Annotated in this window: 14 protein-coding genes and 1 pseudogene; 5 read left to right on the forward strand and 10 right to left on the reverse strand. The window is 72.0% G+C overall.

What is annotated here, in order from left to right; translation table 11 throughout:
- Positions 1–146: 146 nt before the first annotated feature.
- Positions 147–644: an HNH endonuclease gene (locus tag OHS18_RS18835; RefSeq protein WP_328450815.1), complete on the reverse strand. Its 498-nt coding sequence runs from the start codon at positions 642–644 to the stop codon at positions 147–149.
- Positions 645–1,002: 358 nt separating this feature from the next.
- On the opposite strand from OHS18_RS18835, the gene OHS18_RS18840 reads away from it, so the two are divergent.
- The 3 genes from OHS18_RS18840 (at position 1,003) to OHS18_RS18850 (ending at position 4,201) form a co-directional block, all read left to right on the forward strand.
- On the forward strand, positions 1,003–2,004 hold the full coding sequence (locus OHS18_RS18840) for a mechanosensitive ion channel family protein (RefSeq protein ID WP_328617930.1): 1,002 nt from the start codon (positions 1,003–1,005) through the stop codon (positions 2,002–2,004).
- 188 nt (positions 2,005–2,192) lie between these two features.
- On the forward strand, positions 2,193–2,576 hold the full coding sequence (locus tag OHS18_RS18845) for a globin (protein ID WP_326960134.1): 384 nt from the start codon (positions 2,193–2,195) through the stop codon (positions 2,574–2,576).
- The gene (locus OHS18_RS18850) at positions 2,576–4,201 is read left to right on the forward strand and encodes a glycoside hydrolase family 13 protein (protein WP_328450811.1); all 1,626 of its coding nucleotides are present in this window, start codon (positions 2,576–2,578) and stop codon (positions 4,199–4,201) included. Before OHS18_RS18845 ends, OHS18_RS18850 begins: the two co-directional genes overlap by 1 nt.
- A gap of 712 nt (positions 4,202–4,913) precedes the next feature.
- Here the strand turns inward: OHS18_RS18850 and OHS18_RS18855 are convergent.
- From OHS18_RS18855 to OHS18_RS18885, 7 genes are all read right to left on the reverse strand, one after another.
- Positions 4,914–5,171 carry a hypothetical protein gene (locus OHS18_RS18855; RefSeq protein ID WP_328617931.1) on the reverse strand — a complete coding sequence of 86 codons (258 nt, stop codon included), beginning with the start codon at positions 5,169–5,171 and terminating at the stop codon, positions 4,914–4,916.
- A 52-nt stretch (positions 5,172–5,223) separates the two neighbouring features.
- Entirely contained in the window at positions 5,224–5,859 is a 636-nt protein-coding gene (locus OHS18_RS18860) for a hypothetical protein (RefSeq protein WP_328450807.1), read from the reverse strand.
- Positions 5,852–6,271 carry an acyl-CoA thioesterase gene (locus OHS18_RS18865; protein WP_328450805.1) on the reverse strand — a complete coding sequence of 140 codons (420 nt, stop codon included), beginning with the start codon at positions 6,269–6,271 and terminating at the stop codon, positions 5,852–5,854. Before OHS18_RS18865 ends, OHS18_RS18860 begins: the two co-directional genes overlap by 8 nt.
- Entirely contained in the window at positions 6,268–11,277 is a 5,010-nt protein-coding gene (locus OHS18_RS18870; RefSeq protein ID WP_328617932.1) for an NAD-glutamate dehydrogenase, read from the reverse strand. Before OHS18_RS18870 ends, OHS18_RS18865 begins: the two co-directional genes overlap by 4 nt.
- A gap of 714 nt (positions 11,278–11,991) precedes the next feature.
- Positions 11,992–14,697 (reverse strand): hypothetical protein, encoded by a 2,706-nt coding sequence (locus tag OHS18_RS18875; RefSeq protein ID WP_328617933.1) that lies wholly within the window; start codon positions 14,695–14,697, stop codon positions 11,992–11,994.
- A gap of 16 nt (positions 14,698–14,713) precedes the next feature.
- A complete protein-coding gene (gene ettA / locus OHS18_RS18880; protein ID WP_328450799.1) occupies positions 14,714–16,390 on the reverse strand; it encodes an energy-dependent translational throttle protein EttA in 1,677 nt (558 codons plus the stop codon).
- A gap of 147 nt (positions 16,391–16,537) precedes the next feature.
- Positions 16,538–18,556, reverse strand: a complete 2,019-nt coding sequence (locus tag OHS18_RS18885; protein WP_328450797.1) for a cytochrome c oxidase assembly protein — start codon at positions 18,554–18,556, stop codon at positions 16,538–16,540.
- Between the two features lie 57 nt (positions 18,557–18,613).
- Here OHS18_RS18885 and OHS18_RS18890 point away from each other — a divergent pair, with 57 nt between their 5' ends.
- On the forward strand, positions 18,614–19,252 hold the full coding sequence (locus tag OHS18_RS18890; RefSeq protein WP_328617934.1) for a phosphoglycerate mutase family protein: 639 nt from the start codon (positions 18,614–18,616) through the stop codon (positions 19,250–19,252).
- Here the strand turns inward: OHS18_RS18890 and OHS18_RS18895 are convergent.
- A complete protein-coding gene (locus tag OHS18_RS18895; protein WP_328617935.1) occupies positions 19,226–20,416 on the reverse strand; it encodes a sensor histidine kinase in 1,191 nt (396 codons plus the stop codon). The genes OHS18_RS18890 and OHS18_RS18895 overlap by 27 nt on opposite strands.
- A 176-nt stretch (positions 20,417–20,592) precedes the next feature.
- A complete protein-coding gene (locus OHS18_RS18900; protein WP_328617936.1) occupies positions 20,593–21,768 on the reverse strand; it encodes an MFS transporter in 1,176 nt (391 codons plus the stop codon).
- Between the two features lie 75 nt (positions 21,769–21,843).
- Between OHS18_RS18900 and OHS18_RS18905 the strand changes: the two are divergent.
- A pseudogene (locus tag OHS18_RS18905) lies at positions 21,844–22,608 on the forward strand (LacI family DNA-binding transcriptional regulator); the annotation flags it as partial.
- Positions 22,609–22,921: the final 313 nt, after the last annotated feature.

A 22,921-nucleotide genomic window follows, 5' to 3' on the forward strand; every position in this document is an offset into this window, starting at 1 on the left:
CGCTTCCTGGACGTACCGCGCAAGCACTCCGGCTCGCCCCGGCCGCCGCAAGGCAGCCGGGGCGGCGGCATGTCAGGGCAGCGTCAACCGGGGCTTCGCCCCGAGCCGGGGGCTCCGCCACCCGGAGCCCCCTGAACGCGTCGTAATTACGCGGCCGAACCGAGGTAGGGCCGCCAGAGCGGGTCGGCCTCCTTGGAGTGCGCAAGCAGCCGCCAGTGCGGGCCGTGCGGGGCTCGCGGGACGACCCGCAGCTTCCAGCCGATCTCCGAGAGCAGCCGGTCCGCTTTGCGGTGGTTGCACTTGGCGCAGCAGGCGACGCAGTTCGTCCAGCTGTGCGGTCCGCCGCGGCTGCGCGGCTGGACGTGGTCGATCGTCTCGGCCCGCCCTCCGCAGTAGGCGCAGCGGTACCGGTCGCGGTGCATCAGCCCGGCCCTGGTCAGCGGCACTTTCGCACGGTAGGGCACCCGCACGTACGTGCTGAGCCGGATCACCGAGGGCACCGGCAGCGACAGCGTCGCGGCGTGCAGCTCGACGCCGCCGGGATCGCCGTGCACGACTTCGGCCTTGCCACACATCACCAGCACGACCGCGCGGCGCAGGGGCAGCGCGGTCAGCGGCTCGAAGGTGGCGTTGAGCAGGAGCACCCGGCGCCGGCCCCAGGCCGGGGCAGCCGGATCCCGGCCTCTACTACGCTGACCGGGCGGGCGGGTGACTCCCCCTGGGCGGTTCCCCGGCCCGGCCGGGGCGGGTCCGCCGGATGCGGTTCCCCCCGGGTGGGCACGCAGGACCACCTCTGGCGTCTCTTCGGCCATGGCTTGGCCGGAGACACCGCGGGGGCTGGGTTGTCGGTCTGGCACTCGACCACCTCCAGGGGCGTAGGCATAGTCGACCACAGAACAGGCCCCCAGCGCACGTGTGTTACAAGACGTGTCACATCCGCGCGACCCAACATCCACTCGAAGTTGGGGAAACCGACCTGATCGGAAGGATGATCGAACTCCCGTGTCCCCCTTGCTCACCGCCGCCGCCGACTCGACGCCGTGCATCCGCGACGCCTCCACCTTGTGTTTCCAGGTGTTCAAGGTCACCGGCAACGAGTGGCTGGCCGGCTCGACCAACTGGCTGCTCACCAAGCCGCTGAAGATCCTGATGATCATCGTGATCGCGTTCCTGGTGCGGTTGCTGATCAGACGGGTCATCAACCGCGTCACGACGCTGCCCAAGACCGGCGGCAAGCTCCCGTCGCTGCTGCGCCCCCTGCGCGAGCGAGCCCCCGAGGTGCTCGGCTCGGCCGTCATCGAACGGCGCCGCCAGCGCGCGACGACCATCGGCTCGGTGCTGAAGTCGATGGCCACGTTCCTGGTCTACGGCCTCGCGTTCATCCTCGTGCTGGGCGAACTGGGCCTCAACCTGGGGCCGATCATCGCGTCGGCCGGCATCATCGGCGTCGCCATCGGGTTCGGCGCCCAGAACCTCGTACGGGACTTCCTGTCCGGCATCTTCATGATGATCGAGGACCAGTACGGCGTCGGCGACGTCGTCGACATCGGCGAGGCGACCGGCACCGTCGAGGCCGTCGGCCTGCGGATCACCACGCTGCGCGATCTCAAGGGCACGGTCTGGTACGTCCGCAACGGCGAGGTCCTGCGCGTCGGCAACTCCAGCCAGGGCTTCGCGGTCGCGGTGGTCGACGTCCCGCTGGGTTACTCGGCCGACGTCGAACGCGCGTCCGCGGTGCTGATGGGGGCCGCCTCCACGGCGACCGAAAGCGAAGCGCTGCAGGCCAACATCCTCGAGCCGCCGGAGATGCTGGGGGTGGAAAGCGTCACCCCGGAAGGCATCCAGCTGCGCCTGACCGTGAAGGTCCGCCCGGGCAAGCAGTGGCTGGTGCAGCGCGCCCTGCGCGGCCAGCTGCTCGCGGCCCTGGAGGAGGCGGGTTTCGAGCCGCCGCTCGGCCGGCTGTTCCCGGCCAAGGCCGCGATCGCCCCGGTCATCGGCAAGTGACGGCCGTGAGTGCGTGACAGTGTTCTGACGCTGTTGCGCACTCACGACCCGTGGCCGGGAACGGTCGCCGCCCAGGCTCGCGCACTCGCCGCCGTTACTGTGGGAAACGGTTTTGCGACGGTTCGGAGCGAGCGGTACCGGCCGTCGGGAACCTTTACGGGAAGGGCAAAATGGGAGGCGTGTCACCAGTGAGCGAACCGGCGAACCTGTACGAAGCGGTGGGTGGCGAACCCACGTTCCGCCGGATCGTCGGGCGGTTCTACGAGGAAGTCGCGCGGGACGAGATCCTGCGCCCCCTCTACCCGGAGGAGGACCTCGGCCCGGCCGAGGAACGCTTCCGGCTGTTCCTGATGCAGTACTGGGGCGGCCCGCACACCTACTCCGACCAGCGCGGGCACCCGCGGCTGCGGATGCGGCACGCGCCGTTCAAGATCGGGCCGATCGAGCGGGACGCCTGGCTGCGCTGCATCCGGATCGCGGTGGACGAGGAGAACCTCGACGAGCCCTACCGGCAGCAGCTGTGGGCGTACCTGGAGATGGCCGCGCACAGCATGATGAACAGCTTCGTCTGATGAGACCCGAGCCGGAGGACGCCGAAACATCCGGGGCTTCGCCCCGGGCCGGGGGCTCCGCCACCCGGGGCCCCCGGAATGCGCTCGAGTGGTGGCGGGAAGCCGTCTTCTACCAGGTCTACGTGCGCTCGTTCGCCGACTCGGACGGCGACGGCGTCGGCGACCTGGAGGGCATCCGGTCCCGGCTCGGTTACCTGGAGCTGCTGGGCGTCGACGCGCTGTGGCTGACGCCGTTCTACCGCTCCCCCATGGCCGACCACGGGTACGACATCGCCGACCCGCGCGACGTCGACCCGATGTTCGGCACCCTCGGCGACTTCGACGTCCTGCTGACCGAGGCGCACAAGCGCAAGATCAAGGTCACCGTCGACATCGTGCCCAACCACACCAGCAACCAGCACGCCTGGTTCAAGTCGGCGATGGCGGCGGCGCCCGGCAGCCCGGAGCGCGAGCGGTACGTCTTCCGCGACGGCGTCGGCCCGCGCGGGGAGGACCCGCCGAACAACTGGGTCAGCGCGTTCGGCGGCCCGGCCTGGACCCGCGTGCCGGACGGCCAGTGGTACCTGCACCTGTTCGCCCCGCAGCAGCCGGACCTGAACTGGGCCAACCCGGAGGTCGCCGCCGACCTGGAGCGCACCCTGCGGTTCTGGCTCGAACGCGGCGTGGACGGCTTCCGCATCGATGTCGCGCACGGCATGGCGAAGCCGCCGGGCCTGCCGGACATGGACCCGCGGGCCGGCGGGTTCACCCCGACCGACTACTACGACCCGCGCTGGGACTACGACGGCGTCCACGAGATCCACCAGATGATCCGCAAGGTGCTCGACGAGTTCCCGGAGACGATGGCGGTCGGCGAGATCTGGGTGACCGACGAGGAACGCCTCTCGCGCTACCTGCGGCCCGACGAGCTGCACCTGGCGTTCAACTTCCGGCTGGTGCTGACCCACTTCGACGCCGACGCCATGCGCACGGCGATCCAGCGTTCCCTCACTGTGCCGGCGAAGGTCGGCGCGCCGGCGACGTGGACGCTGAGCAACCACGACGTCTGGCGCCAGGTCAGCCGCTACGGCGGTGGCACGCAGGGCGAGCGCCGAGCCCGGGCGATGGCGCTGGTCGAGCTGGCCCTGCCCGGCGCGGTCTACCTGTACAACGGCGAAGAGCTGGGCCTGGCCAACGTCGACCTGCCCGCTTCGGCCATGGCGGACCCGCGCGCGAAGACGAGCGGAGCCGAGTTCGGCCGCGACGTCTCCCGAGTGCCCCTGCCGTGGGAGGGCGACCTGCCGCCGTTCGGCTTCTCCCGCAACCCGCGCACGTGGCTGCCGATGCCGGCGGACTGGGCGGGGCTGACGGTCGAGAAGCAGATAGAGGACGAGGATTCGACGCTCTCGCTGTACCGCGCCGCGATCGAGCTGAGGAAGACGCACACGGCATTCAGCGGCGACGAGCTGGAGTGGTACGGCGCGCCCGCGGGCTGCTTCGCGTTCCGGCGGCGCGGGGGCGGGCTGGTCTGCGCGCTGAACACGTCGGCGAGCCCGATCGCACTGCCGCCGGGAGAGGTGCTGCTCTCGAGCAGCCCGCTGGTGGACGGGAAGCTACCGGCCGACTCCGCTGCCTGGCTGGTCTGACGCGGGCCTCGCGCTCTCCTTGGCTCGCCGCAGATCGGAAGCGTTCGCGCGAACCTGCCTCTTCCCGCGGCCCGCGGCGGACCGGACGCGGTTCGCGCGAACCCGCCTCTTCCTGCGGCCAGCGGCAGACCGGACGCAGATCGCGCGAGCTTCCAGTGCTCGCCGGACCAGACGAAGTTCGCCGCGGACCGCGCACTTTTCCCGCAGCTCGCCGCGTGCGGACGCTTTCCACAGCTTGCCGCGCGCGGACGCTTTTCCACAGCTCACCGCGGATGTGGACAACTCCCCCGGAAAACCACCTTGTTCCGGGGTTCCGCCGGTGGTCGCCGATACGCTGGAGCTGGGACCGGCCCCCTTGGGGAGGGCGGGCGCTGCGTGCCCCGCGCCGAGCTGGCCGGGCTGGTCACCCGAAGTCGTCGAGGGCGCGACTCGCCCACCAGGTCCGCGCCAATCGGACCGGCCGGCTGAGCCCGAGCCGTCATCGAAAGCCGGCTGACCACACCACCAGCGCCGAGCTAACCCGACTGGTCACCCGAGCCCGAACCGTCGCCGAAAGCCGGCTGACCACACCACCAGCACCGCACTAACCGGACTGGTCACCCGAGCCCGAACCGTCACCAAAAGACAGCCGACACCACCAGCACCGCACTAACCCGACTGGCCACCCAGCCCGAACCGTCACCAAAAGACAGCCGACACCACCAGCACCGCACTAACCCGACTGGTCACCCGGGCCCGAGCCGTCGTCAAAGGCTCCGCTCGCCAGCCACGCCACCAGCGCCGCGGCCTGGAGGTAGGGCGCCGCCTGGGCAGCCGCCCGGCCCGCCGCACGCGTGCGGCCCCACCTCTCAGGTCGCTCGGCGCGCTCCGGCGCCTGCTCCCCCGGCCGGCGGTCGCGCCGCCACGGCGTCTCGTCCGCGCGGACTTCGTCGAGGAAGTCCGCCGTCGGGTCGTCGTCGTCCGGGGTCATGTCTCCAGCGTGCCACCGTTCGAGCGCGCCGGCGGCAACCGTAAGGAACCTGTCAGAACAGCAGCGGCAGCAGCGCGTGGCGCCGGCGCAGGATCGCGCCGTACCGGGCGTCCAGGCGCAGCCACGAGTCCGTCGCCGTCACGCGGACGACGTCGCCCTCGACGCCCGAGTCCACAAAACCCATGCCGGACAACGCGAACAGGCAGCGCATCTGGACCTTGACCTCCAGCGACCCATCGCTGACGGTGAGCACCGCCTGGTCCATCAGCGACGCCGGCGGGTTGCCGTGCGGGCCCGCGTTGTCGCGGGCCAGCGTGACGCCCTGGTCGGCCAGCTTCGCGACGACGTGCGCCGGGAGCTCGTCGACCAGTGGCCAGCGGCCCGGCGGGGGCAGCTCGCCGTGCCACAGCAGGTCGCGGGCCGGGCCCGGGTCCATCCGCGGCGCGCCCGCCACCGTCAGCGCGGCGAGCAGCTCGTTGCCGGACACCGTGACGTCACCGGGGGTGACGTCACCGGCCACCGCGCGGGTGGCCAGGCACTCGAACGGCGTCGCCGTCCAGGCCTCGACCACGCCATCACCGCGCTGGCGCAGCCGGACGGCCGTCTGGCCGTCCAGCCGGACCGCGCGGGCGACGAACGCGCCGAGGGTCTCCCGGTCGGCCGCGTCCGGCACGAACAACTCAGGCATCCGCGAACCCCTGCTTCAGAAACTCCGACTCGGGCGGGGTGAGCCTACGCGGCCGCAGCGCGACGGTGTCGTACGGCGCCAGCACCGTCTGCGCGGTGACCGCCACGGGATCCGACTCGGCCGGCCCGCCGTGCACCCGGTAGGCCAGCGTGAAGCTCGCCGCCTTCAGCTCGGTCAGGTCGATGTCGACGCGGATCTCCTGCCCGGACACCACGATCGGCGCCCGGTAGGCCACCTCGAGCTTGACCACGACGATGCCCTTCGGCAGCTGGTCGAGCCCGGCCTTGACGGCCCCCTCGAACAGCAGCGGGATGCGGGCCTCTTCGAGCAGCGTCACCATCTTGGCGTGGTTGACGTGCCCGTAGACGTCCATGTCCGTCCAGCGCGGACGGACGAGCGAAACGTAGGTCACCGCACCGTGCTCCGGATCTGGCGGGCCGCCACCGAAAGGGTCGCCAGGTCGAGCCGGCCGGACTTGGTGATCTCGTCGAGCGCGACGCGCGCCCGCTGCAGCCGCGAGGCGTTGGTCTTCTCCCACTGCGCGATCTTGGCGTCCGCCGACGACCCGGGATCGCTGTGCCGCAACGCGTCCAGCGTGATCGCCCGCAGCGAGCCGTAGACGTCGTCGCGCAGCGAAAGCCGGGCGAGGGCGTGCCAGCGGTTGCCCCGTTCGAGCGCGCTGATCTCGGTGAGCATCTTGTCGACGTCCAGGTGCGCCGACAGCGCGTAGTACAGCTCCGCCGTCTCGGCCGGGCTGTGCGTCGCGTCGACGCCGATCTGCTGCTCGGCGAGCTCCGCGACCTCGGTGACGTCGAGCAGGCCGAACGTGTGCAGCAGCAGGGCGATCCGGCGGGCCAGCCCGGCCGGCACGTGGCCGGCGGTCAGCTCGTCCACCTTCGCCTGCACCGACTCGGCTTCCCGGCCGCGCAGCAGGTCACCGAGCTTCGGCACCAGCTCGTTGAGGACCCGGCCGAAGCGGTTGATCTCCGCCAGCGGCGCCAGCGGCTGTGGCCGGTTGGTGAGGAACCAGCGCGCGGCCCGGTCTAGCAGCCGCCGCGTCTCCAGCATCATCTCGTCGGCGACGTCGGTGTGCACGACGTTGTCCAGCGCGTCGATCGCGGTCCACAGCGACGGCAGGTCGAACACCCGCGTGACGACGGCGTACGCGCGCACCGCGTCGGTCGCCGTCGCGTTCATCTCCTCCATCAGCCGGTAGACGAACGAGATGCCGCCGCCGTCGACGACCTCGTTCGCGATCAGCGTGGTGATGATCTGGCGGCGCAGCGGGTGCTCGCCGATCGCCGGCGCGAACCGCTCCCGCAGCGGCTTCGGGAAGTACTCCGGCAGCCGGCCGGCGAAGACCTGCGAGTCGGGCAGGTCGCTGGCCAGCAGCTCGTCCTTCAGCTCCAGCTTGACGTGCGCGAGCAGCGTCGCCAGCTCCGGCGAGGTGAGGCCCTTGCCCGCCTTCTCCAGCTCGCGGAACTCCGAGTTGCTCGGCAGCGCCTCGAGCTTGCGGTCGAAGGCGCCCTGGGAGACCAGCGACGCGACCAGCCGCGCGTGCACCGAGACCATCGGCCCGGCGTGCGCCCGGCTGACGCCGAGCACCGCGTTCTGCCGGTAGTTGTCCGCCAGCACCAGCGCGCCGACCTCGTCGGTCATCTCCTCCAGCAGCTCGTTGCGCTGGGCCTGCTCGAGCTTCCCGGTCTGCACCAGGTGATCGAGCAGGATCTTGATGTTGACCTCGTGGTCGGAGCAGTCGACGCCGGCCGAGTTGTCCAGCGCGTCGGTGTTGATCTTGCCGCCGGTGTGCTCCGGGCCGCCGAGGCGGGCGAACTCGATCCGGCCGAGCTGGGTCAGGCCCAGGTTGCCGCCCTCGCCGAACACCTGGACGCGCAGCTGCTTGCCGTCGACGCGGATGGCGTCGTTGGCCTTGTCGCCGGCGTGGGCGTGGGTCTCGGTCTCCGCCTTGACGTAGGTGCCGATGCCGCCGTTCCACAGCAGTTCCACCGGCGCGAGCAGGATCGCCTGGAGCAGGTCCATCGGCGCCAGCGCGGTGACACTCGCGTCGAGACCGAGCGCCTCGCGCACCTGCGGGCTGACCGGGATCGACTTGGCCGAGCGGGAGTAGATGCCGCCGCCCTCGCTGATGAGCGAGCGGTCGTAGTCGTCCCAGGAGCTGCGCGGCAGGTCGAACAGCCGGCGGCGCTCCGCGTAGGTCACCGCCGCGTCCGGATTCGGGTCCAGGAAGACGTGCATGTGGTTGAACGCGGCGACGAGCCGGATGTGCTCGGACAGCAGCATGCCGTTGCCGAAGACGTCGCCCATCATGTCGCCGATGCCGACGACGGTGAAGTCCTCGGTCTGGGTGTCCTTGCCCAGCTCGCGGAAGTGCCGCTTGACGCTCTCCCAGGCACCCTTCGCCGTGATGCCCATGGCCTTGTGGTCGTAGCCGACCGAGCCGCCGGAGGCGAAGGCGTCACCGAGCCAGAAGCCGTACTGCGCCGACATCTCGTTGGCGATGTCGGAGAACTTCGCGGTGCCCTTGTCGGCCGCGACGACCAGGTAGGAGTCGTCGGCGTCGTGCCGGACGACGCCCGGCGCGGGCACGGTCTTGCCCTCGACGCGGTTGTCGGTCAGGTCGAGCAGGCCGGCGATGAACATCCGGTAGCAGGCGATGCCCTCGTTGAGCTGGGCGTCGCGGTCGTAGCTCGAGTCGCCGGTCGGGACCGGCGGGCGCTTCACGACGAAGCCGCCCTTCGCGCCGACCGGCACGATGACGGCGTTCTTGACCGCCTGCGCCTTGACCAGGCCGAGGATCTCGGTGCGGAAGTCCTCGCGCCGGTCCGACCAGCGCAGGCCACCGCGCGCGACCTCACCGAAGCGCAGGTGCACACCTTCGACCCGCGGCGAGTACACGAAGATCTCGAACCGCGGGCGCGGCTCGGGCAGGTCGGGTACCCCGCTCGGGTCCAGCTTGATCGCCAGGTACGGCCGCGGCGCGCCGTCGGAGCCGGTGACGTGGTAGTTCGTCCGCAGCGTGGCCCGGATGACGGCCATCAGGCGGCGCAGGATCCGGTCTTCGTCGAGGCTGGTGACCTCGTCGATCAGTGCGTCCAGCTCGCTCGCCAGCCCGTCGGTCGCGGCCTCGCGGTCGACGTCGGACAGCTGCGGGTCGAACCGCGTTTCGAACAGCCGCAGCAGCTTCGTGGCGACCTCGGTGTGCGACAGCAGCGTGTTCTGGATGTAGTCCTGGGAGAACGCGCTGCCGGCCTGACGCAGGTAGCGCGAGTACGCGCGCAGCACGGCGGCCTGGCGCCAGGTGAGCCCGCCGCGCAGGACGAGGCCGTTGAGGCCGTCGACCTCGGCGTCCCCGCGCCAGGCGGCCTCGAAGGCGTCCTGGAACCGGTTGCGCAGCTCGGCGACGGCGTCGTCGTCGGGCTGCTTGCCGAGCATCTTCTGGCTGATGCGCAGGCCGAAGTCGTAGATCCAGCACGGGCCGCCGTCTTCGCGGTGCAGCTCGTACGGCCGCTCGTCGACGACCTCGACGCCCATCGCCTGCAGGACCGGGAGCACCTTCGACAGCGTCACGCCTTCGCCGCGCAGGAAGAGCTTGAACCGACGCTCGCCGGGCTCGGCGTCGGCCGGCAGGTAGAACGACAGCGCGAGGTCGCCTTCGTCGGAAAGCGAGTCGAGGGCGCGGAGGTCGGAGAGCGCCTCCTCGGCGGAGAAGTCCTCCTTGTACCCCTCGGGGAAGACGCTCGCGTAGCGCTGGCCCTGCTCGGTCGCCGACTCCTCGCCGAGGACGCCGACGGCCACGCCGCCGTCCGAGCGCTCCCGGCGCTCGTCGAGGACCGCCTCGACCATCCGGTCGTCCCAGCTGCGGACGGCGTCGTTCAGCCGCTCCTGGATCCGCTGCGTGTCGGGCTCCTGCCCGCGCGCGGGATCGGTGTGGACCATGAAGTGCACCTGCGCCAGCACGGTTTCCCCGATGCGGGCGCTGTACTCGAGCTGGGTGCCTTCGAGCTCTTCGAGCAGCACCTCCTGCATCGCCAGCCGCGAGCGCGTCGTGTACCGGTCCTGGGGCAGGTAGACGAGGCACGAGTAGAAGCGGCCGTACGGGTCGCGGCGCAGGAACAGCCGCAGCCGGCGGCGATCCGACAGCGTGATCGCGCCGGTCGTCGTCGAGTACAGCGAGTCGGTGTCGGCGGAGAACAGGTCCGCGCGCGGCCAGTTCTGCAGCACCTCGAGCATCCGCTGGCCGGAGAACGACTCCATCGGGAAACCGGCGCGGTGGATGACCTCGCGGACGCGGTCGCAGACCACCGGGATGTCGAGGACGTTCTCGTGCAGCGCGGTCGTGGTGAACATGCCGAGGAAGCGGTGTTCGCCGGTGACGGTGCCCTCGGCGTCGAAGGTCTTCACGCCGACGTAGTACGGGTAGACCGGGCGGTGCACGGTCGAGGGCGCGCTCGCCTGGGTCAGCACCAGCAGCGAGGGCGCGAGCGCAGACGTCGCGGTGTCCGGGCCCGCCGTGAGGCCGCGCGCGGCCAGGCTGTCCTGGCGCAGCACGCCGAGGCCGGACGCCAGCACCGCGCGCAGGGCCGGCTCGTCCGAGTCCGGATGCGGGTTGTCGACCAGCTCGTAGCGGCGGTAGCCGAGGAAGGTGAAGTGGCCGTCGGCCAGCCAGCGCAGCAGGCGGGCGCCTTCGGCGACCTCGGCCTGGGGCAGCTGCGGCGGGTCCGTCTCCAGCTCGCCGGCGAGCTGGCACGCCGTCTGGGCCATCTTCTCGGCGTCCTCGACGACCTCGCGGACGTCGCCCAGCACGCTGGCGAGCCGGTTGTCGAGCTCGCGGGCGCGGTTCGGGTCGGTGACGAAGTCGATCTCGATGTACATCCACGACTCGGCCGCCGAGTTCGCGGGCGGCCGGCCCGGGTCCGCGTCCGGGTGCACTTCCTGCAGCTCGCCGGTGAGGTCGCGGGTGACGACGACGATCGGGTGGACGATCCGCTGCACCTGCACGCCGTCGCGGGCGAACTCCGCGGCGATCGAGTCGACCAGGTAGGGCATGTCGTCGGTGACGACCTGCACGACGGTGGCCTCACGGGCCCAGCCGTCCTCGGCGACGGTCGGGTTCAGCAGCCGCACGGCGGGGCGGCCGGGCATCCGGTGCTTGGCCAGCTGCAGGTGCGAGCGAACCGCGCCGACCAGGTTCACTGGCTCGTCGCCGACGATCTCCTCGGCCGGGATATGCCGGTAGTAGAGCCGGATGAGCTCGCCGATCTCCGGGGCCAGCCCGGCGGCGGCGTCGATCAGGTCGTCCCTGATCTGCTCCGGGCTGGCGGTGGAGCGCGGGGCACCGAACTCGGGTTCGGTGACGGCTCCGGTTCCGGGTGGGGACGAGACTCCGGTCGAGCTCATTTGAGGCAACTCTCCAAGTGCGTGGGGTGACTCCGCGCCGGGTTCGGCGTTGAACGCCGGCCACCTCACACTAATCCGCCGGGGTGGAGGAACACACGAAGACCCGGAGCTTGCCGGGCGCGGGAAAACCCTTATGGGCCTGCGGATTCGCGTGATCGGTCAAGCTACTGACGGGTTGTGTTCCGGGCCTTCGCGTGGCGCTGACCAGCCGCACCGGCCAGCCGTTGCGCAGCGCGGCGGCTACATGATCGGTTCAGCTGACCCGGGCGCGGGAGACCGGTACGCCGTTCGGCGAACGTTGTCGGCCGGTCGCCGACCCCGGAGTGCGACGCATCCCACTCTCCCGGCCCACCGGCGAGTCGGCGACGAAAGGTGGTGTCTCACCGAATGAACGGCGTTCGCCCGAAACCCGGGTCGCGGTGCGGCCGAGGCGAACCCGGCAAGTCGGTGACGAGTGGTGGTCGATGCAGGCGCAAGTACCGCGACCCGGCGACGGCCTCGGGGTGAACGCGCGCGCTAGAGCCGCAACCTGGTGATAAGTCCCGGTCGATGCGCGCAGGTGCCGCAACTCGGCGGCGAGTCGTCGATGCGGGGGCGCATGCGCCGCGACTCGGCGACAGGTTGCGGTACTTGCGGCACAAGAACCGCGACTCGGCGTCAAGCCACCCCGAGTCGTCGCCGCGTTGCGGGTTGGGCGCGATGCGGCGGAGCGGGTCAATCGGACGAGCCGTGGCGGCGGGAGTCCGGGACTTCCGCGCCGTGGCCGTTGCGGCCATGACCGTTGCGGCGGCTGCCGTTGTCCTGCGATCCCAGCTGCTTGACGAGCGCCGCGGCGCTGGCTGTGCCCGCTTGGTGCTCGGCGAGCGCGCGGGCCAGCAGGTCGGCGAGGCCGGCGTCCGGCGGCGGCTCGTCCTCGGCGATGGCGCGCGCGTAGCTCTCCGGGAACGGCGCCGTCGCGGGCGTCCAATGCCCGAAGTCCTCCATCGGCTCCAGCGACGGCGGCATCCGCAGCCGCGGCAGCCACGACTCGGCGTCGTCGCTGTAGTCCTCGGGACGCGGGGCCGGCGCGAGCGCCTCCGGCCGCTTCGGTTCGGGCGCCGGCTCCTCGCGGGGGCTTTCGGCGTCCTCGGCCCGGCGGCGGCCACGGCCCCCACCACCGCCCGGCGCGGAGATCCCGAGGCGGTCCAGTACCGACTGCGAGCCGTGCTCGGAGTCGTGCCGGGTCGAGGGCTGCGGCTCACGCCGCACCGGTTCCCGCTCGGCCGCGGGTTCGGGCGCGAGCGGCAGGGCCGGGGTCACGCGCGTGGGTGCCGACTCCCGCTCGGCGGCGGTCTCTCGCAGCCGCGCTTCGGCGACGGCGGCCCAGGAGAACTTGGCCTTCCCGTTTTCGGCGGGCGCGGGAGCGTCGGCGGCGGGCTTCGGTGTCGCGTGGCCGTTGGACTCGCGCTCGACCGCCGCGCTGCTTTCGAATTCCGGCGCGGCACGCCGGCCGGACCGGAAGTCGGCCGGCTCGGACTCGAACTCCGGCTTCGACCGGACCCCGTTCCGTTCCGGGTCGTGCTCCGACCGGAAGTCGGGCGCCGCGGAGCGGACCTCGATCGGCTCGGACCGGAACTCCGGCTTCGCGCCGAGTTCGGGCGCCGACCGCACTTCGATGGGATCCAGGCGCGGCTCGGACGCGGACCGCCGCTCGGCCCGGGACTGCGGCCGCGCTTCCGCGGACCGGCTCTCGACCGGCTCCGGGGTCCGCTGCCACGGCGGGCGTGCCTCACTCGGCTCCGGGCGCCGGCCGGGCTCGGCCGAGGCGACGTCGATCGGTTCCAAGCGCCGTTCACGCGCCGACCGCGCCTCGATCGGCTCGGAACGCTCCTCGCCCGGTTCCGGCCGCCGGCCGGGCTCGGCCGAGCGGACCTCGATCGGTTCCGGCCGGGCCGCGGGCCGTTCCGGGCGCCGTTCGACGACCACCGGCTCCGGGCGCGCGGGTTCGTCCCGCACCGCCGGCAGCAACGTCGTCTCGGCCGCGTCGGGTGCGGTCCGGGGCCGTTCGAACGACCACGCGGGCGCGGACGTCTCGGGTTCCGGCTCCGCGCGGCTGCCGAACGACCAAGCGGGGGCCTGCGGGGCGGCCGGGGCCGCCGGGGCACCAGGGGCGGCGGGCGCGGCGGGCGCGGCCGGTTCGCGGACGGCCGGGGCGGGCTCGGCCGCGACGACCGGGATCGGCCGCGACGGGACCGCCTTGAGCACCTCGTCGAGGTCGACCGAAGCGGGTTCGCCGGAGCCGAACTCGCCGGCCAGCACGTTGCACGCCTGCCGACGGGCCCGCGCGTGCAGCTGTTCGGCCGCGCGCGAGCGGTACAGGCACGCGATGGCTTCTTCGGCCTGGCCGAAGCGTTCGTGCAGTTGCGCCAGTTCCAGCCACAGCCGGGAGGTGACCGCGGACAGCCCGTGGCGATCGGTGCTCGCCACGGCTTCGCGGACCAGCTCGATCGCCGCTTCGCCGGAACCCGACGGCAGGTGGACGCGGGTCGCGACGGCCAGCCGCAGCCAGCTCGCGGGCGCGACGCCGGCGGCGCGGATGGGCTCGGCCAGCACCGGCTCGGCGATCTCGTACGCCATTTCGCTGTCACCGCGGTCGAGCAGGGTGCCGACCAGCAACAGAACGAGGCGGATCCGGACGAGGCCGCCGTCGTCGGCCGGGTTGTCGAGCTTCTCCAGGAAGCCCAGCCCGGTCCGGGCGGCGTCGGCCGCCGCGGTCAGGTCGCCGTGGCGGCGCCGGTGCGCGGCCGTGCCGACCCGCAGCAGCGCCCGCACCAGCAGCTGGGTGTCCGCGCCCAGCGATTCGTCGCCCAGCACGAGCTTGTCGGCCTCGACGAGCACCCGGTCCAGCTCGGACTTCCGGCCGATCTGCGCCAGGCAGCCGACCAGGTGCGTCAGTGCCGCGGCGCGGTGCACCGGCGAGACGACCGGGTCGGTGAGCACCGGGCGCAGCGCGGCCAGGCCGGTCAGCGGCACGCCCAGGCTGCGGGCGCAGACCGCGAGGTCGATGCGCAGCCGGGCGGCGATGTCGCCGTAGCCGGCGTGTTCGGCCGCGCGCAGCGCCGCGACCGCGCGGCCGACCGTGGCCGGTCGGTCGCCGAGCCGGACGCGTGCGGAGACGACCAGGCTCTCGGCCCGGATCCACTGCTCGTCGGCTCCGGCGGCCTCGGCGATCGCGGCCGCGCGCTCACCCAGGACCAAGGCGAGTTCGGGCGCGCGCAGGTGCAGGGCGTCCGCCCGCTCGATGAGCCGCCCGACGGCGGAGAGGGTTCCCCCGGCATTGGCGGAGCGCCCGCTCTCGGTACCCGCCGACGCGCGTCCTCCGGCGGAGGCGGCGGTCGACGGCGCGAGCGGGCCCGTCCGGTGCTGCTTGCTGGCTTCCACGGGGAAACCCGCCCCCTCAGTCGCGGGTCAGCTTGCGGTGGGTGACACGGTGCGGGCGGGCCGCCTCGGCGCCCATCCGCTCCACCTTGTTCTTCTCGTACCCTTCGAAGTTGCCCTCGAACCAGAACCACTGCGCGGGGTTCTCGTCGGTGCCTTCCCAGGCCAGGATGTGCGTCGCGACCCGGTCGAGGAACCACCGGTCGTGCGAGATCACGACGGCACAGCCGGGGAACTGCTCCAGCGCGTTCTCCAGCGAGCCCAGGGTCTCGACGTCCAGGTCGTTCGTCGGCTCGTCGAGCAGGATCAGGTTCCCGCCCTGCTTGAGCGTCAGCGCCAGGTTGAGCCGGTTGCGCTCACCACCGGAGAGCACCCCCGCCGGCTTCTGCTGGTCCGGGCCCTTGAATCCGAACGCCGAGACGTACGCCCGCGACGGCATTTCGGTCTGGCCGACGTGGATGTAGTCCAGCTCGTCGGAGACGACCTGCCAGACGGTCTTCTTCGGGTCGATCCCGCCGCGGTTCTGGTCCACATAGGACAGTTTGACCGTCTCGCCGATCTTGACGATGCCGTCGTCCGGCTTCTCGAGCCCGACGATCGTCTTGAAGAGCGTGGTCTTGCCGACGCCGTTCGGGCCGATCACGCCGACGATGCCGTTGCGCGGCAGGTCGAACGAGAGGCCATCGATGAGGACGCGCTCGTCGAAGCCCTTCTTGAGCTTGTCGACCTCGACCACGACGCTGCCCAGGCGCGGGCCCGGCGGGATCTGGATCTCTTCGAAGTCGAGCTTGCGGTGCTTGTCCGCCTCCGCCGCCATCTCCTCGTAGCGGTCGAGCCGCGACCGGGACTTGGTCTGGCGCGCCTTGGCGTTCGACCGGACCCACTCCAGCTCGGTCTTCAGGCGCTTCGCGAGCTTCATGTCCTTCTTGCCCTGGACCGCGAGACGTTCCTGCTTCTTCTCCAGGTACGTCGAGTAGTTGCCCTCGTACCCGACGACGCGGCCGCGGTCGATCTCCATGATCCACTCGGCCACGTTGTCCAGGAAGTACCGGTCGTGGGTGACGGCGAGGACGGCGCCGGCGTAGCGGGAGAGGAACTGCTCCAGCCACAGGACACTCTCGGCGTCCAGGTGGTTGGTGGGCTCGTCGAGCAGCAGCAGGTCCGGCGCCGACAGCAGCAGCTTGCACAGCGCGACGCGGCGGCGCTCACCACCGGACAGGTGCGTGACACCCTCCTCGGGCGGCGGGCAGCGCAGCGCGTCCATGGCCTGCTCGACGGTCGAGTCGAGCTCCCAGGCGTCGGCGTGGTCCAGCTCCTCCTGGAGCTGCCCCATCTCCTCCATCAGCTCTTCGCTGTACTCGGTCTCCATCAGCGTGAGGACCTCGTTGTAGCGGTCGAGCTTGACCTTGATCTCGCCGAGGCCCTCCTCGACGTTCCCCCGGACCGTCTTCTCCTCGTTGAGCTCCGGCTCCTGCATGAGGATGCCGACGGAGGCGCCGGGCTGGATGAAGGCTTCGCCGTTGCTGGCCTGCTCGATCCCCGCCATGATCTTGAGAACGGTGGACTTGCCGGCACCGTTCGGCCCGACCACGCCGATCTTGGCGCCGGGGTAGAACGCGGTGCTGACGTCGTCGAGGATGACCTTGTCCCCGACGGTCTTGCGCACCTTCTTCATGGTGTAGATGAACTCGGCCATACGCACGATCGTAGAGCGCACCTGATCGCGACCTGACGCCGGTCACCGTCGGGCTACCGAAAGTCAGCCGCGGATCACCGGAACGGCCGATTCGCCGGGAGCCGGGCGGGGTTCGCGCCCGGTCTCAAGCTCAACCGGAAGTCGAGACTATTCGGCGCGCTTCCCGTCGGCCATGTTCTTCAGCATCGCGTTGTAGGCGTTCAGTTCCTCGTCGCCGGTCACCTCTTCGCGCCGGTCGCGCCGCTTCGCCTCGCGCTCGTCCTGACGCGCCCACTGCACCAGCAGCGCGATCAGCACCAGCAGCACCGGGACCTCGCCGGCGGCCCACGCGATGCCGCCGCCGAGCCGCTGGTCGGTCAGCAGGTCGCCGACCCACGGCAGGTGCAGCTGGCTGTAGAACGCCTGCCCGATCACGGTCTGCTTGCTCATCAGGATCACGCCGAAGAACGCGTGGAACGGCATCGCGGCGAACATCATCCCGAGCCGCGCGAGGTACGGGAGCCGCCGCGGCGCCGGGTCGACGCCGATCACCGGCCAGTAGAAGACGTAGCCGGCGAGCAGGAAGTGCGCGTTCATCACCAGGTGCGCCCAGTGGTAGCTCAGCGCGTTGTCGAACAGCCCCGAGAAGTACAGCGCGTAGAACGAGCCGACGAACAGCAGCAGCGCGACCACCGGATGGGTCAGGAAGCGCGACACCGGGGAGTGCACGAAGGCGACGAGCCACTCGCGCGGCCCCGGCGGGTCGTCCTTGCCCGCGGCGGGCAGCGCGCGCAGCGCGAGCGTCACCGGGCCGCCGAGCACGAACAGCACCGGCGTCACCATCGAGAGCAGCATGTGGCTGCCCATGTGGACGCTGAACATCGCGGGCGAGTAGCGGCCGATGCCCGACGACGTCGCGATCAGCAGCACCACGCAGCCGGCGATCCAGGCGACCGTGCGGCCGACCGGCCAGGTGTCGCCGCGGCGCAGCAGCCGCCGGACGCCGGCCAGGTACAGCACGCCGAAGACGAGGGCCGCGGTGCCGTAGACCAGGTCGAAGCGGGTGTCGAAGAGCAGCCGCCACAACGTCGGCTCGCCGTCGAGGTTGTAGCCGATCAGCAGCTCGGTCGTGGACGGCTGGGTGACCGCGTCGGCCGGCGGCGGGGTCCGGGCGAGCCCGCTGGCGATGCCGATCGTGACGAACATGATCAGGATCTCGACCGCGGCCAGGCGCATCAGCTGCCCGCCGCCCCTGCCGTCGACGAGGTCCGCGACGCCCTTGCGGCGTTGCTGGTGGCCGAAGACGCCGAGCAGCAGCAGGGCGACCGTCTTGGCGACGACCAGGAGGCCGTAGTCGGTGGTGAAGAGATCGTTCAGGCCGATCCGGACGAGCGCGTTGATCACGCCGGAGACGGCCATCACGATCCAGCAGACCAGCGCCAGCCGGGAGAACCGCCGCGCGGCCAGGCTCAGGTGCGCCCCGCGCCGGTAGCCCAGCGCCAGCAGCGCGATCAGCCCGCCGACCCACAGGGACGCGGCGATCAGGTGGTACAGCAGGCTGTTGGTGGCGACGTCGTGCGAGCCGCCGCTGGCCGAGTGGCCGGTGACGGCGACCGGGACCAGGCCGCCGACGGCCAGGAAGAACAGCACCGCCGTCCAGCCCCAGGACAGCGCGAGCCGGCAGCCGAGCGCGACCAGCACGGCGATCAGCGCCGTCCACAGCCACGCCTTGGGCTGCTCGATCGCGCCGACGAGGTCGAGCAGGGTCTGCGGGTCCAGCACGTCGCCGAACGGCTTCCCGGCGGTGTCGGCGGCGGTGAACGCGACCGAGAGCAGCGCCGCGGCGAACCACACCCATGCGGCGATCCCGGCGGCGCGCAGCGCGCCGTAGCCCTCGGGGCCGAGCGTGCCGGACTTCTGCGGCGGCACCAGGAACGCCGCCAGCAGCAGCGAACCGACGCAGATCACCGACGCGGCCTCCGACAGCACGCGCATGACGGTGATGCCGTACTTGGTGACCAGCCCGGGATCCGGCAGGCCCGCGATGACATACCCGGCGCCGCCGGTGAGCGCGATCAGCCCGACCGCGACGACGGCGGCCAGCAGCACGCCGACCGCGAGCAGGGGCAGCACACTGGCCCGGCGCCGGGTGGGCGCGCCGGATTTCGTCACGGGCTCGCTGGACACGTCCCAGAGGGTATGCCCAGCCGCGGTAACGCCCGCGTGACGGGCAGGATGGAGTGCGTGAAGATGATCCTGCTGCGGCACGCCGAGTCCCTCGGCAACGTCGACGAGCTCGCCTACACGCGGATCCCGGACCACGCCCTGCCGCTGACCGACGCGGGCCGGAAGCAGGCCGCCGCGGTGGCGCCGGAGATCGTCCGGCTGCTCGACGGCGCGCGTCCCGCGGTATACGTCAGCCCCTACCTGCGCACGCGGGAGACGTTGCGGCTGCTGGACATCCGGGCTTCGTGCGAACGGCTGCTGCAGGAGCCGCGGCTGCGCGAGCAGGACTGGGGCAACCTGCAGGACCCGGCCGACCAGGAGGTCCAGAAGGCGCGGCGCAACGAGTTCGGGCACTTCTTCTACCGGCTGCCATTCGGCGAGTCCGGCGCCGACGTCGACGACCGCGTCGCGGGCTTCCTCTCGGACCTGCACCGGCGCGACGAACGTCACCCCGAGACGGTGCTGATCGTCTCGCACGGCCTCACGCTGCGGCTGCTGTGCCGCCGGTTGTTCGGCTGGAGCGTCGAACTCTTCGAATCGCTGTCCAACCCCGGGACCTGCGAACACCGCGTGCTCGAGGAACACGACGGGAAGTGGACGCTGGACCGGCCGTTCGCCCAGTGGCGCGACTCACCCGACGGGGAAACGCAGCTCTAGCGGCGCGCTGAGCACGACGCGGGTGCCCTGGCCGGGTGCGGAGTCGATGCGGGCGGTACCGCCGATCTCCGCGAGCCGCGCGTGGATCGAGTTCTCGATGCCGAACCCGGCGCGGCGGGCACCGACGTCGAACCCCGTCCCGTGGTCGCGCACCGACACCGTGACAACGCCTTTGGTCTCTTCGAGGCACACCACGGCCCGAGGCGTCTTCGCGTGCTTCAAGGTGTTCCGCAGGGCTTCGCGCGCGGCGTCGTGCAGCGCGTTCACCAGGCTTTCGGGGACTTCGGTGACCTTCGCGAGCACCACCAGGTCGACCCGCAGGCCCTCGGCCGTCATCTCGACCGCCAGCGCGCCGAGCCGGTGTTCCAGGCCGCCCGGCTCGGCCGGGGCGTCACCTTCGAGGCTCAGCCGCAGGCGCAGGGCGTGCGCGCGGGCGGTGCGGCGGACCTGGTCGAGGCTGGCGCCCGGGTCGCGCAGGTCGCCGGGTGAAGGCAGCGCAAGGGCCTCCATCACCTGCAGCACGGTGTCGTGGACGTCGCGGCGGTGCCGCTCGCGTTCGGCGGCCCGGCCGCGCTGCTCGCCCAGCCCCAGCGCGAACCGCATCGAGCCGGCGACCAGCACCACGATGGCCAGCGACGTCGCCGCCGCGGCGACCAGCGCGAGCAGGATCCAGGTCGCGGGCGCGGCCGTGCCGGACAGAGCGGCCATCACGTACCGCAGGACGACCGCCGCGGCGATCGCGGCGCCCCCGGCGAGCGCGCCGCGCAGGAGCGTCCAGATCATCACCGTGCCCATGATGTTGGGCCAGGTCAGCGCCAGGAGGTCGGCGAAGGACGGGTGCGCCGCGAACAAGGCCGCGGCCAGGCTCGTGACGACCGTGTACGTGGTGTCGGTGGCCAGCACCGGCCTGATCCCGGTGCTGCGGCGGAAGACCCAGGCGATCTCGAGGAGGTTCGGCACCAGGTAGACGGCCAGGCCGAACCAGAGCACGGGCGTGGTGACGGTGTCGGCCGACCACACCGCCTGCAGGAACAGCGCCAGCCGGAACACGACCGGGACCAGCACGAGCCGCGGCACGGCGCCCTGGACCAGCGAAAGCCCGGGCCCGAAGCGCCCGCTCCCGCCGGCGAGCGCCCCCGCGCCGCCGAGCAGTACAACCCTCACGACGTCCCTCCCGCGACCGAGGCCCCTACCTCGATCAGCCGACCTGAAATGGAAACGTCGCCGTATTCATTTCAGTTTACCGACGAGGCTCAGCTTGCCTCTCGCACCGCGAGCCTGTCAACGCCCGGGGCGTGGCGTAAACCCGGTTGGCGGCACGGATTTCGCATCGGGAACGGCTAGCGGCCGACCATCGCGGCAGCGTCCTCGCGCCGTCGCGACCGGCGGGCGGCCAGCGCGGCGGGCAGGATCAGGGCCGCCACGAGCGCGACGAACACGAAGGCCACGCTGTAGTCGCTCACCTGCGCGATGCCGCCGATGATCGGCGGGCCGCCGAGGAAACCGGTGTAGGCGATGGCCGTGACGAAGCCGATTTCGCGCTCGCCGCCGGTGCCGTCAGCGCGCTTCCCGGCGTCACCGGCGAGGCTCAGGGCGAGCGGGAACGACGCCGCGAGGCCGGCCCCGGCGAGCGCGAACCCGAGGTAACCGACCGCCGCGACGGGCACGGTGGCCGTCGCGATCAGCCCGAGCGCGGCGAGCGAGGACCCCGCGACGAGGCAGCGCGTCGGGCCGAACCGGCGTTGGGCCCACGACCCCACGAGCCGGGACAGCGCCATGACCAGCTGGAACCCGGCGAACGCCAGCGCCGCGGCGCCCTGGCCGACCCCGCGTTCGGCCGTCATCAGCAAGGCGGACCAGTCCGACGACGCACCCTCGGCGATGGCCGAGCACAGCGCGACCGCGGCGAGCAGCCACAGCACCGGACGGCGGATCGGCGCCCGGCTCGGCGCTGCTTCGTCCGCGTGCTCGGGACGGCTGCCGGGGACCGCGCGGACCACGACCAGCAGCACCAGGACGGCCACGATCGCGGCGACGGTCAGGTGGCGCCCCGGCGACCAGCCGTGGCCGGCGGCGAGGCCCGCGGCCAGCGATCCGGCGAGCGCGCCGAAGCTGAACCCGGCGTGGAACACGGGCATGATCGGCTTGCCGGCCCGGCGTTCGACGGCCACCGCGGCGACGTTCATCGCGACGTCGAGCAGCCCGACGCTCACCCCGATCACGAGCAGCGCGCCGGCCAGCAGGGGCACGTCCGGCGCGAACCCGATGAGCACGAGGGAGCCGGCGGCGAGCGTGGTGCTCCCGGCGACGACCGCCCGGGCGCCGGCCCGTTCGATGAGCCGGCCGGCGACCGACGCGGCGGCGAGCATGCCGACGCTGGCGCCGAGCAGGGCCAGACCGAAAACCCCTGGTGAGGCGTGCACCTGCGCGGCCAGCGCGGGCGTGCGCGAGGCCCAGGAGCCCAAGGCCAGCCCGTTGAGCGCGAACACGGTGAACACCGCGACCCGATCCCGCATCGGTCCCCCTTTCCCGGTTCCCAGCGTGACTGAAGCGCTTCAGAAAGTCCATCGGATCGTGGCTAGACTGCGCCGATGACGAGGACCGGGCGCCGCCGTCCGACACTGGACGACGTCGCGGACGCCGTCGGGGTCTCGCGAGCCACGGTGTCGAACGCCTACAACCGGCCCGACCAGCTGTCCGCGCCGCTGCGGGAGCAGGTGCTGCGGGCGGCGAAGGAGCTCGGTTACCCGGGCCCGAACCCGACCGCGCGAAGCCTCGCGACCAGCCGCACCGGCGCGATCGCGGTCCTGCTGGACACGTCCCTGTCGACGGCGTTCTCCGACCCGGCCCTCTCGGTGACCCTGGACGCGCTGGCCCGGGTCGTCGAACCGGGCGGCCACGCCCTGCTGCTCCTGCCGGGCGGCGACCCCCGCGGCGGCCCGCCGGCCGAGCGCGTCCTGGCCGCGCAGGCGGACATCGCGGTGGCGTATTCCCTGGCCGACGGCACCCCGGCGCTGGAGGCGGTGCGTGAGCGGGGCTTGCCACTGGTGGTGATCGACCAGCCACTGCTGCCGGGCACGGCCCGGATCGGCTGCCAGGACCGGCTCGGCGCGGCCTTGGCCGCGCGGCACCTGGTCGAGCTGGGGCACCGGCGGTTCGGGATCTTCGCCGCGGCCAGCCGGGTGACGCCTGGCGGAGGTCTTCTGACGCCTGCCTCGGCGGCGGCCGCGGCGTTTCGTGACACCCGCGAACGGCTGGCGGGGTACCTGGAGGTGCTCGGCCTCGCCGAACCACCTGGTCCCGAGGCCACGAACGGCGTCTCCGGCGCGGTCATCCGGGAACCGGCCGGCTTGAGCACCGCAGCCGGCACGGCCGACACAGCAGCCGACTTGAGCACCGCAGCCGGCACGGCCAACGCAGCACCCGACTTGAGCACCGCAACCAGCGCGACCGACGCAGCAGCCGACTTGAGCACGGCAGCCAGCACGGCCAACGCAGCAGCCCACCTGAGCACCGCAACCAGCACGGCCAACACAGCAACCGACCTGAGCACCGCAACCAGCACGACCAACACAGCAGCCCACCTGAGCACCGCAACCAGCACGGCCGACGCAACAACCGACTCGGGCACCGCGACCAGTGCGTCCGCCATGGTCGTCGACGAAGCAC

The sequence above is a fragment of the Amycolatopsis sp. NBC_00355 genome (assembly GCF_036104975.1).
Classification (GTDB): Bacteria; Actinomycetota; Actinomycetes; order Mycobacteriales; family Pseudonocardiaceae; genus Amycolatopsis.